This window comes from Microbacterium sp., from assembly GCF_035554235.1.
GTDB lineage: Bacteria > Actinomycetota > Actinomycetes > Actinomycetales > Microbacteriaceae > Microbacterium.
In genome coordinates this window covers 1-10,851 of the sequence record NZ_DATMIO010000180.1, presented here as the reverse complement: position 1 = coordinate 10,851, position 10,851 = coordinate 1, and the positions used below count along the sequence as shown (strand labels likewise).

Annotated in this window: 13 protein-coding genes and 1 pseudogene; 6 read left to right on the top strand and 8 right to left on the bottom strand. The window is 68.1% G+C overall.

All coding sequences use genetic code 11. The features are described 5' to 3' along the window. The first annotated feature begins 386 nt into the window (after positions 1 to 386). From VNT50_RS09435 to VNT50_RS14350, 5 genes and pseudogenes are all read left to right on the top strand, one after another. A complete protein-coding gene (locus VNT50_RS09435; protein ID WP_325484863.1) occupies positions 387 to 1,622 on the top strand; it encodes an amino acid ABC transporter substrate-binding protein in 1,236 nt (411 codons plus the stop codon). A gap of 65 nt (positions 1,623 to 1,687) precedes the next feature. Then, the gene (locus VNT50_RS09430) at positions 1,688 to 2,572 is read left to right on the top strand and encodes a branched-chain amino acid ABC transporter permease (RefSeq protein ID WP_325484862.1); all 885 of its coding nucleotides are present in this window, start codon (positions 1,688 to 1,690) and stop codon (positions 2,570 to 2,572) included. 5 nt (positions 2,573 to 2,577) lie between these two features. Further along, positions 2,578 to 3,534: a branched-chain amino acid ABC transporter permease gene (locus VNT50_RS09425; RefSeq protein ID WP_325484861.1), complete on the top strand. Its 957-nt coding sequence runs from the start codon at positions 2,578 to 2,580 to the stop codon at positions 3,532 to 3,534. Between the two features lie 68 nt (positions 3,535 to 3,602). After that, positions 3,603 to 4,016, top strand: a pseudogene (locus tag VNT50_RS14355) (ATP-binding cassette domain-containing protein); the annotation flags it as partial. A gap of 90 nt (positions 4,017 to 4,106) precedes the next feature. Next, positions 4,107 to 5,051, top strand: coding sequence for an ABC transporter ATP-binding protein (locus tag VNT50_RS14350; protein ID WP_414683960.1), 945 nt, complete (start codon positions 4,107 to 4,109; stop codon positions 5,049 to 5,051). A gap of 81 nt (positions 5,052 to 5,132) precedes the next feature. Here VNT50_RS14350 and VNT50_RS09415 read toward each other — a convergent pair whose 3' ends face one another. After that, a complete protein-coding gene (locus VNT50_RS09415; RefSeq protein WP_325484859.1) occupies positions 5,133 to 5,885 on the bottom strand; it encodes an IclR family transcriptional regulator in 753 nt (250 codons plus the stop codon). Positions 5,886 to 5,932: 47 nt separating this feature from the next. Here VNT50_RS09415 and VNT50_RS09410 point away from each other — a divergent pair, with 47 nt between their 5' ends. Next, positions 5,933 to 6,766, top strand: coding sequence for a fumarylacetoacetate hydrolase family protein (locus tag VNT50_RS09410; protein WP_325484858.1), 834 nt, complete (start codon positions 5,933 to 5,935; stop codon positions 6,764 to 6,766). On the opposite strand, the gene VNT50_RS09405 is transcribed toward VNT50_RS09410, so the two are convergent. From VNT50_RS09405 to VNT50_RS09375, 7 genes are all read right to left on the bottom strand, one after another. Beyond that, the gene (locus VNT50_RS09405) at positions 6,742 to 7,152 is read right to left on the bottom strand and encodes an IclR family transcriptional regulator domain-containing protein (RefSeq protein WP_325484857.1); all 411 of its coding nucleotides are present in this window, start codon (positions 7,150 to 7,152) and stop codon (positions 6,742 to 6,744) included. The genes VNT50_RS09410 and VNT50_RS09405 overlap by 25 nt on opposite strands. A gap of 11 nt (positions 7,153 to 7,163) precedes the next feature. Next, positions 7,164 to 7,391 (bottom strand): helix-turn-helix domain-containing protein, encoded by a 228-nt coding sequence (locus VNT50_RS09400; RefSeq protein ID WP_325484856.1) that lies wholly within the window; start codon positions 7,389 to 7,391, stop codon positions 7,164 to 7,166. Between the two features lie 53 nt (positions 7,392 to 7,444). Next, a complete protein-coding gene (gene kce / locus VNT50_RS09395; RefSeq protein WP_325484855.1) occupies positions 7,445 to 8,377 on the bottom strand; it encodes a 3,5-dioxohexanoate:acetyl-CoA acetone transferase in 933 nt (310 codons plus the stop codon). Further along, positions 8,377 to 9,324 (bottom strand): 3-hydroxyacyl-CoA dehydrogenase family protein, encoded by a 948-nt coding sequence (locus VNT50_RS09390; RefSeq protein ID WP_325484854.1) that lies wholly within the window; start codon positions 9,322 to 9,324, stop codon positions 8,377 to 8,379. The genes kce and VNT50_RS09390 overlap by 1 nt, the downstream gene beginning before the upstream one ends. Continuing rightward, positions 9,324 to 10,106, bottom strand: coding sequence for an SDR family NAD(P)-dependent oxidoreductase (locus tag VNT50_RS09385; RefSeq protein WP_325484853.1), 783 nt, complete (start codon positions 10,104 to 10,106; stop codon positions 9,324 to 9,326). The genes VNT50_RS09390 and VNT50_RS09385 overlap by 1 nt, the downstream gene beginning before the upstream one ends. Beyond that, positions 10,103 to 10,444, bottom strand: coding sequence for a cupin domain-containing protein (locus VNT50_RS09380; protein WP_325484852.1), 342 nt, complete (start codon positions 10,442 to 10,444; stop codon positions 10,103 to 10,105). Before VNT50_RS09380 ends, VNT50_RS09385 begins: the two co-directional genes overlap by 4 nt. Then, positions 10,444 to 10,851 (bottom strand): cyclase family protein (locus VNT50_RS09375; protein ID WP_325484851.1); only part of this gene is annotated, 408 nt, incomplete at its 5' end. The genes VNT50_RS09375 and VNT50_RS09380, both read right to left, overlap by 1 nt.

The window sequence follows — 10,851 nt, the reverse complement described above, 5'->3', positions numbered from 1 at the left end:
TCGATTCCCGTCATCCCCTCCACAGAATCACCGCAATTCACTTTGGCACGTCCCAGAAACCTGTCAATTTTGGGGGACGATTCTTTACACGTTCCTCCTGCGTGTGTTCTAGAGCCAACGATTGGCTGATCTCGCGACGGCGATTCCTCCGACGCAGGATCCCGGGAACGACGAGGTACGGCTGGTGGTCGCCTCCGGTCATCGGCCGATGCGATCCGAAGTTCACGGTGGCCGTGTGGGTCATCTGCGCGCTCCCGGCGGGCTGTCGCGCATCTCGTGCGCAACTATCCGTCCCGAATACCGGGATGATCCGTTGTCGCAGTCCGCGTGCGTGCGGATCATGGGATGTCCGTCCCGCTGGGGCTCAGATCAAAGGAGATTCTGAAATGGATGAACACCGCACGCGCGGGCGGATGTTTGGCCTCGCCGCCGCCATGGTCACTGCGGCACTTGTGATGGCAGGGTGCGCACCGATCGGTGCGGATGCCGGGGACTCGGGTTCTGACGAGCCCATCCGCATCGGCGCGACGGTACCCCTCAGCGGCGTCCTCGCGGGGTTCGGCAGCTTCCTCAAGTGGGGCTATGAGCACGCTGTCGAAGAGATCAACGCCGACGGCGGCATCGAGATCGACGGTGTGAAGCGCCCGGTCGAACTGACGCTGGTCGATGACAAGTCCGACCCGAACGAGGTCACCACGCAGACCCGCACTCTGATCTCGAACACGGGCGTCGATGCCCTGCTCGGATCGTGCACACCCGATCTGTCCAACCCGGGTGCCGTCGTCGCCGACAGCCAAGGCGTTCCCTTCGTCACCGCGTGCAACCCCGTCGAAGTCTTCAAGGGCGTGAAGGAGTGGACCTACGCGTGGGACATCTTCTTCTCGATCCCCGAACTCTCGGGGGCGACGTTCGAAACCCTCAAAGCGACGGGCGTGGAAACCAACAAGAAGGTCTTCATGATGCACGACAACGGCCCCGACGGAATGATCGTCGGCACCGAGATCTGGCCCGCCCTCGCGGAGGCGAACGGCTACACGGTGGTCGGCAACGAGGAGTTTCCCGTCGACAACACCGACTTCTCGGCCGCGCTCCAGAAGGGCAAGGACTCGGGCGCCGACATCCTCCTCATCGACTCGATCACGCCGGCCGCGATCTCGATCCGCAAGCAGATGGCCGCGATCGGCTGGAACCCGAAGGCGATCGTCGCCGAGAAGGGCGGGGAGCCGATCCAGTTCGCGGAGGCCCTCGGCGAACTCGCGGACGGTGTGATGGTGGGAGCGTACTGGGACCCGTCGTTCGACTACCCCGGCGCCGCCGACCTGCGTGACGCGTTCGAATCCGAGACCGGTCTCACCTCGAGCCAGCACATCGCCGACAGCTACACGGCCGCGATGGTGCTGTTGGATGCGATCGCCGCGGCGGGATCGCTCGATCCCGACGAGATCAACGAGGCGATCTCGAAGACCGACGCGGACTACGCCGTCGGCCATGTCAAGTTCGGCGAAAACAACGCCGCCACCATTCCGGTGGCGCAGTCGCAATGGCAGAACGGAGTCCCCGTCATCGTCTGGCCTCTCGACCAGGCGACGGGCGAGTTCCTCTTCCCCATGCCCGCGCACTGACGTCTCATCCACTCTGGGACGGGGCCGCCGCAAACGGCGGCCCCGTCCCACCCTCTCGGAGCCTCATGATTCCCACCGACCTCACCGGGCTGGCGAACACCCTCGTGGGTGGCGCGCTGCTCGGAGGCCTGATCGCCCTCAGCGCGGTCGGACTCTCGCTCGTGCTCGGTGTGATGAAGCTGGTCAACCTGATGCACGGGCAGATCGTGGTTCTGGGCGCCTACCTCGCCTTCTTCCTCGGTTCGGTTTTCGGGCTCGACCCGCTGCTCGTCCTGCCGATCGTGTTCGTTCTCGGATTCGTGCTGATGGCGCCGATCCAGCGGTTCATTCTCGAACCCGTCACGAAGCACGGCGAGGAGGCGGCCCTGCTCACCACGTTCGCGCTGGCGATCATCTTCGAGAACGTGTTCGTACGGGTCTTCTCGGGCGACACCCGGTCGCTCGACACCTCGCTCAGCAGGCAGACGGTCGGGATCGGCCCCCTGAACATTCCGACCATCTACCTCATCGGGTTCGCGATCTCGCTGGTGATCTGCGTGCTGGTGCATCTGCTCGTGACCCGCACACCATTCGGACGGTCGTTGCGGGCCAGCTCGGAGGATCCCGTCTCAGCGGCCATCGTCGGCATCCACGTCAGCCGGGTTCGCTGGGCGACGTTCGCGCTGAACGGCGGACTGGCGGCACTGGGCGGTGTGCTCATCGCGCTGTGCTTCTCGTTCACCCCGTCGTCGGGGTCGGAGTACCTGCTCACCGGGTTCGCCATCATCGTGCTCGGGGGTCTCGGCAGCGTGCTCGGCACGCTGATGGGCGGCATCGTGCTCGGGCTGGTGCAGGCCATGGGTGCCTACCTGTTCGGTGACGGCTACCGCACGTTCGTCGGCCTCGTGGTGCTGATCGTGCTGCTCGCCGCCGCGCCGAACGGACTGCTCCGGATCGGGCGGCGAGCATGAGCGTGATGACCCGGCAGCCCGAGCGCCTGGCCGGCCCCTCGCGGGCGAGGGTCCGCGACCTGGTGGTGCTGATCGTGATCGGCGGCATCGCAGCGCTGCTGCCGTTCGTGCTGGGCGCCTACCCGCAGGAGGTCGGCTTCCGCATCCTGCAGCTGGGCGCCCTCGCGAGCGCGTGGAACCTGATCGCCGGCTACACCGGGCTGGTGTCGCTCGGCTCGGCGGCGTTCTTCGGGCTCGGCGTCTACACGATGGCGTTCTCGAGCAATGCCGGCATCCCGCTGCCGCTGTGCACACTGCTCGCGGTGGCGATCGCCGTGGCATTCGCCGTCGTGGTCAGCCCCGCCCTCTTCCGTCTGCGCGGTCTCTACTTCACCGTCGCAACCCTGGCGCTCGCCGAAGCGCTGCGCATCTTCGTGATCAACTCCCCGTGGTTCGGTGGACAGTCGGGGGTGTTCCTGACCACACGCACCCCGAAGTCCTATGAGCTCTACTGGATGGGGCTGGTGCTCGCGGTGCTGGCGGTCGCCTGCATCCTGCTGGTGCTGCGCAGCCGGCTGTCGTACCGCATGCAGGCGGTGCGTGACGACGAGGATGTCGCGCGGCAGCTGGGCGTGCGCACCTATCGCACCAAGCTCGCGGCGTTCGCGCTGGCAGGCGGGATCACGGCGGCGATCGGCTCGGTTCAGGCGCTCAGTCAGGGCATCGTCCAGCCGACCAGCTCGTTCGGCATCAGCTGGACGATCGACATCATCGCCGTGACGATCATCGGAGGCATCGGCACGAAGGTCGGCCCGTGGGTGGGCGCGGTGTTCATCGTGCTGCTCGGACAGGTGCTGATGAAGTTCCCCGAGATCCACCTCGCGATCGTCGGCGTGATCCTGCTCGTGGTCATCCGGTTCATGCCGGACGGCATCTGGGGCTCCGCCGTCAAGCTTGTCGCGCCCCGCGGGAGGTTCCGGTGAACGAACCGCTGCTGAAACTCGAGGGCGTCACGAAGTCCTACGGCGGGGTGACCGCGCTGAGCGACCTGTCGCTGCAGGTCAGCCCGGGCGAGATCCTCGGGGTGATCGGACCGAACGGTGCCGGCAAGAGCACTCTGGTGGGGGTGATCGGCGGTGCTCTGCGGAGTGATTCGGGCAGTGTCGAATTCCGCGGCCACGACATCACGAAGGCCAGCGCCCCCGACCGCGCGCGGCTGGGCATCGGACGCACGTATCAGATCCCCCGGCCGTTCACTCGTATGACGGTCGCCGACAACGTCCGCCTGGCCGCGACCAACTCGGGACACCACGTGTCGTCGCGCGAGCTGGGCCCGTTCGTCGACGGCATCCTCGAACGCCTCGGCCTGATCGATGTGGCCGAGGAGCTCTCGGGCAAGCTGCCGCTGCTGCGCCGCAAGCGGCTCGAGCTCGCGCGGGCACTCGCGCTGCAGCCCAGCATCCTGCTGCTCGATGAGATCGGCGCCGGCCTCGTGCGCTCCGAGACCGACGAGCTGATCGGGACCATCAACTCCCTGCGGTCCGAGGTCGACGGGATGATCCTGATCGAGCACGTGATGGACGTGATCTCGCGCTGCTGCGACCGCACGGCGGTGCTGGACTTCGGGCGGCTGGTGACCGAGGGCACGACGCAGGACGTTCTGGCCGACCCGGTCGTGGCGGCGCTGTATCTGGGCTCGCTGGGAGCCGACGCCCCGGATGACAACGGCACCGCGCTCCCGTCAGCGGGTTCGATGACAGCGCTGATCAGCGTCGGCGGCGACGACGAGCACGACGGGCCGCTGCTGTCGGTGCAGGATGTCGTGGTCGCCTACGGCGATCTGCAGGCCATCAAGGGAGTCAGCTTCGACATCGCGCGGGGCGAGTGCGTGGCGCTGCTCGGCGCGAACGGGGCGGGCAAGTCCACGATGGCGCGGGCGATCGCCGGCGCGCAGCCACTGAGGTCGGGAACGATCGCGTTCGCCGGTCGCTCGATCGCCGGGCTGCGGCCCGACCGGGTCACCGCGCTCGGCGTCGCACAGTGCCTCGAGGGACGCAAGATCTTCGGCACCCTGTCGATCGAGGAGAACCTCATCGCCGGCGCGCTGGGCGCGCCGAAGCCCGTGGTCGCGGAGCGGCTGGAAGGGATCTACGACCTCTTCCCGGTGCTCAAGGAACGACGCCGGTCACCGGGCACCGCGCTCTCCGGCGGGCAGCAGCAGATGCTCGCGATCGGGCGGGCCCTGATGTCGGCGCCGCGCCTGGTGGTGTTCGACGAGATCTCGCTCGGCCTGTCGCCGATTGCGGTCGACGAGGTCTATGCCGCCCTCGTCGGCATCCGAGCATCCGGCGCTGCGATGATCGTCGTCGAGCAGAGCGTGGATCGCGCCCTCAAGGTCGCCGACCGTGCGCTGGTGCTGAGCCAGGGCGAGATCACCCTGCAGGGCACCCCGATGGAGCTGCTGGCCGACGAGCGCCTCCTGGCCAGCTACCTGGGTTAGGAAGGACCCCCGATGCGTGGCGACGAGGCAGGCCGGCTGCTCGACGCAACACCCCTCCGGCCGGCCGTGAAGGACGAGCGCTCATCCCGTGGGGCGAGCTCGGTCGTGGCGATCGGCTCGCGATTCCGCCTTGGCCTGAAGCGCCTTCAGGCGTTCGACGAAGAGCCTGACCCGGCCGTCGAACCGCTCGGTGGGCGCAACGATTGCCACCGCATGGTCGACGCCGACGACACCGGCGACGATCGCCGCGACGGCCGATATCCCCAGATCGTGCTCTTCGCGATCGAAGGCGATGCCGGTCTGCCGCACGCGGTCGAGTTCTTCGAGGAAGGCATCGACATCGGTGATGGTGTGCGGTGTGTGCGGCTGCAGGGTGGGCGGCAGCACGTCACGCACTTTGCTCACGGGGAGGCGGGCGAGCAGGGCCTTGCCGATGCAGCTGCCGTGCAGCGAGAAGCTCTTGCCGATCTTGGTGACCGCCTGCATCCGCGCCGTCGACACCACCTGATCGACCACGATCACCTCGCGGCCGCTGAACAGCGCGAGCTCGACGTTCTCGTTGACGGCCTGGGCGAGCGAGATCAGCGAAGGGCGCATCCCGGCCACGAGTGCGAGGTGACTGTTCATCCCGAACTTCAGCACGCCCGGGCCGAGGAAATAGCCGCCGGCGCGCGCGTGCCGGATCACGAAGTACTCCCGCTCGAGTTCTTGCACGATGCGGTGCACCGTCGACCGCGGCAGACCGCTGCGGTTGGAGAGGTCGGTCAGCGTGAGTCGTCCGCGGCCCTCGGCGATGATGTTCAGGATCGTCGCGGCACGTCCGAGGATCGACATCAGGAACAGGCCCGCAGATCGTCGTCCGAACGAGGCGTGGGAAGTCCGTGAAGATCGCGGGGGCCCGGCTGTCGCCGCAGGGAGAGACGTTCGCCGCCGTGCTGCAGGGGCCCGACCAGCCCGCACGCATCCTGACCGATCTGGCTTCGTTCTGGGCGGCACCGGTCGTCGCGATGTCGTCGGCGATCGACGGCGCATCGCTCGTCGGGCTCGCGGAGCTCACCCTCGTTCCGCCGGTTCCGGCCGGCGCGCGTGTCTTCTGCGTCACCCCGGATGACGGGGGTTTCCGCATCGACGCCCGCTGGTCGGCGTCGCTCGCCGTTGACGGATCGTCCGTTCCGCTGACCGCGGCGCATGGCGGGCTGCGCTGGGCCGTCGGAGTGGCCGCCTACATCGGTTCCGTGCTGATCGATGTCGACCCGGACGAGGCGGACAGGGCGATCGTCGGCTACTCGTCGTTCAGTGACATTGCGGCCGCGGGCGCCGGCCTGCACGCGGCGCTGGCGCGCAACGGTGACAACAGCGCGCCGATGGGCGCTCTGATCACGCGAGACGAGGTCGGCGACCTGGATGACGCCGTGCGCGTGCGGGTGCGGGTCGGCGCCGACACCGTCCACGATGCGTCCGCCGTCGGATCGGCCAGTCGGCTGGCCTCCGCCGTCTCGCTCATCTCCCGATTGCTGACGCTTCGTCCCGGCGATCTGATCGTGCTCGGCGTGGCTGCTGAGCCCGAGACCGCAACCCCGCTGCGATCGGGAGCGGTCATCGAGGTGGGCATCGAGCGCCTCGGGACCCTGACGAACACCGTCGTCGGCGATGAGCGGCGCAACGCTGCCGTCGGCTCCGGCGGGGAGCATCAGGCGTCGTCCGCCCGCGCGTGATGGGTGGCGTCGACGACGTCGAGGGCGCGGATCCGAGCCATGGTCGCGGTGAACTCCGCGACGATCTGCTCGCGATGGCTGATGAAACGCGACGACGGGACCGGGACGGAGATCGAGTAGATCTCGCCATCGATTCCCTCGACCGCAGCCCCGACCGCCGAGACGCCGGGAGTGTGCTGGTCGAGATCGAACGCGATGCCGGTGGCGTGGATCTCGGCGAGCTCGGCGGCGGGCAGGCTCCCCTCGGCCAGCTGATGACGCTGCGGTTCCGCAAGCAGCGCGAGAGTCGCCTTGCCGTTCGCGGTCGTGATGAGGGGGAACGATTCGCCGATCGACGAGACGGTGCGCAAGCGGTGGCGTCCGGGCGTCTGATCGATGAAGACCACGCGCCGCCCCTTCAGCACGGCCCGAGCCGGATGCCGCGGCCGGCGTTCGTCACCACGACGAGCCGTTCCTGCTGGAGAGCGCCCACGATGCGCTGCACGGTGGAGCGCGGCAGGTCGAGCCGCGTCGCGAGCTGCCTCAGGCTGAGGCTCGACGGCTCGTCCTTGAGCTCACGCAGGATCGCGGCCGCGCGTGCGATCACCTGCACGCCCGATGCGGACTCGCGGTCACCTGCGCTCATGTATCGATCCTGCCGTCAGTCCGGTCGCCTGTCAGATGGACCGGGTGTGTTGCTCAGAATGCGGTGCCGGCGGCGCCCTTCAGGCCCAGCATCTCCCGCGCCTCGTCGGGGGTCGCGACCTCGGCGCCCAGCTCCTCGATGACGCGCCGCACCTTCGTCACCTGCTCGGCGTTCGACCCCGCCAGCCTGCCTCGGCCGATGAACAGACTATCCTCGAGGCCGACGCGCACATTTCCGCCGATCGCCGCCGCCGACGAGGCGAGCGGCATCTGCGCGTTTCCGGCGCCGAGCACCGACCACTGGTAGTCGTCGCCGAACAGCCGGTCTGCCGTGCGCTTCATGAACACGAGGTTGTCCAGGTCGGGGCCGATGCCGCCGAGTATGCCCAGCACGAACTGCAGGAAGATAGGTGGCTTGAACAGCCCCGCGTCGAGGCAGAACTTCAGGTTGTAGAGATGCCCGACGTCGTAGCACTCGTGTTCGAATTTGATGCCGTGCGGCGCGAGGGCCTCGGCAGCGGTGCGGATGTCGCGGAACGTGTTGCGGAAGATGTAACCGTCCGATTCGGCGACATAGTCGCGCTCCCAGTCGAATTTCCAGTCCGAGTAGCGCTCCGCGAGCGGATGGAACGAGAAGTTCATCGACCCCATGTTGAGTGAGCACATCTCGGGTGAGAACCGCAGCGCCGGAGCGATCCGGTCCTGGATGGAGGTCTTCAGGCTTCCCCCGGTCGAGATGTTGATGACCGCGTCGGTATTCTCGGCGATCGTCGGCAGGAAGGCAGCGAAGTGGTTCGGATCGAGAGACACCGATCCGTCGAGCGGGTTGCGTGCGTGCAGGTGCAGGATGGCGGCGCCTGCCTCGGCCGCGGCGATCGCCTGCTGCGCGATGTCCTCTGCCCGATAGGGCAGGGCGTCCGACATGGTCGGCGTGTGGATCGCGCCGGTCACCGCGCAGGTGATGATCGTCTTGCGTCGTGCGGCCATCAGGTTTCCTCTTCCGGGACTCGATCGAGTTGTTCGCTCATCCGCAGGAGATGCGCCGAGACACGCTCCCGCACGGCATCCTGCTCCTCGGCAGTCCAGGACATGAAGCCCTCCCCGCTCTTCCAGCCGAGGCGGCCGTCACCGACCAGCTCCCGCAGCAGCGGGGACGGCTCGGGCCGGCCGTCGAGGTCGTAGAGCACCTGGGTGTGGATGTCGAGGGTGAGGTCCGTGCCGATGAGGTCGGCGTTTGCCATCGGTCCGAGCACGGCGAGCCGGCGGCCGAAGCCCGACGTAACCACCAGGTCGATGTCGGCCGCGCTGCAGTAGCCCTGCTCGACGATGTTGATCGCCTCCCGCCAGAGGGCATGCTGCAACCGGTTGCCGATGAAGCCGGGCACGTCGCGCTTCACGCGCACCGGCGACTTGCCGATCCCCGCCAGCGTCGCGACGGTGCGCTCGACGGTGTCGTCGGTGGTCCATTCGGTGGGAACGACCTCGACCAGCGGGATGAGATGTCCCGGGTTCCACCAGTGCGTTCCGACGGCCCGCTCGGGTGTCGACATGAGCGCGGTGATCTGGGTGATCGGAATCACCGACGTGTTGGAGGCGAGGATCGTCCCGGCGGGAACCACCCGCTCGAGGTCGGCGAAGATCCCGCGCTTCACATCGAGCCGCTCGGGCGCGGCTTCGGTCACGTACGCCGCGTCGTGCACGGCCTCCGCGAGATCGGCGCACACGGTGATGCGGGCGAGCGTCTGGTCGACCTGCGCATCGGTCCGGCCGAGGTCCCGCAGGCTGCGCTCCACCCGACCGGGCAGGCTCGCGCGTGATGCGAGCTCCGGGTCGTACACGCTGACCGTGCGCCCCGCCGCGGCGAACGTGAGGGCGATGGCGTGCCCCATGAGCCCCGCTCCGATGACGGCGACGGCGGATGTCTGATCGTCCATCAGCCCGCCGTGTATCCGCCGTCGGCGTACAGGATGTGCCCGGTGTAGAAGTCGGACGCCCCCGAGCAGAGGAAGAGCAGGGGACCGGTGAGGTCCTCCGGCTCGCCCAGGCGGCCCTTGGGCACGCGGGCGAGGAACTCGGTCCGCACGCGCGTGGCCTGCTCGGTGTCCTCGAACATCCACGCGGTCAGCGGCGAGCGGAACACCGTCGGGGCGATCGCGTTCACCGTGATGCCGGTCGGCCCGAGTTCGCAGCCGAGCGCGCGGGTGATCCCGTCGATCGCCGACTTCGATGCGCAGTAGGCCGTGTAGCCCGCGGGGTGACCGAGCAGCCCCCGGGCCGACGAGACCAGAACGATCCGGCCGCCCTCCCCCTGCGCGATGAGCTGCCCGGTCGCCGCGCGGGCCATCAGCCAGCTCTGGGTGACGTTGGCATCCATGACCGCGAGAAAATCCTCGAGCGCCATGTCGCCGATCTTCGCGACCTTGTTCATGCCCGACGCGACAACCACGATGTCGAGCCGGCCGTACCCCTGCACCGTGTCATCGACGAGCGCCGCGCACGCCGCCTCGCTGTCGGGCCGCCTGTTGAGCTCAAGAACCTCGGCGCCGAGCTCGCGGCATTCGTCTGCCACGCGCGCGAGGGCTTCGGCGTCGCCCGCCGCGAGAGCGAGCCGGCACCCCGCCTCGGCGAGCGCCCGCGCGGCAACGGAGCCCAGCGATCCCGAGGCACCGGTGATCAGCGCCACACGGCCCCGGACGGCGAAGGGATCGGCGTTCACCGTGTGCCCACGACGGGGAGGACGGTGAGCATTTCGCACACCGTCGTTCCGCGGTTGACGATTTCACGGACCTCGTCGGGAGCGATGGTGCACGAATCCATCGGGCCCAGCACACTCTCGGTGCCGTCGATGATCACGGTTATCTCGCCACGCACCACGACGTACACCTTCTCGAACGGACTCGAGTCGGGTCCCGCTCCGCCGCCGGGCTGGACGACGGAGAATCCGACCAGGGAGCGCGACGCGCCTTGATCCGGCCCTTGAAGCCGGTACGCGACGACGTCCCGGTGGTTGGGCGCGTCGTAGGGAAGTGCATCGCCGATGCGCGTGACGTTCATCAGAACGATTCGCCGGCTTCGATGCGGTAGGCCTGCGACTTGTCGATCATCGCGACGAGGCGGATGATGCAGCCGTCGCCGCGGTCCCAGTTCCAGGGGAACAGGGCGAAGGTGACGCGCTTGCCGGTGACGGCGTCGAGGTCGCCGCCCACGTTCTCGATGCCGAGGATGCCCTTCTTGAACAGGATGTTGTGGACGGGTTCCCAGTCGGGGAAGTCATCGGCCCAGTCGCGCCCGCCAGACCACTCGTAGTACTCCTTCTGCAGGTGCGGAAGCAGCGGTCCGTTGCGGTGCGGCCCGATCGCGGTGGCCAGCGGATGATCATTGGCCTGGGTGTCGTGCCCGACGATCTTGACGCCCTTCTCGACGAACCACTCTCCTGCGGACGCGACGAAACCGGGGCAGTA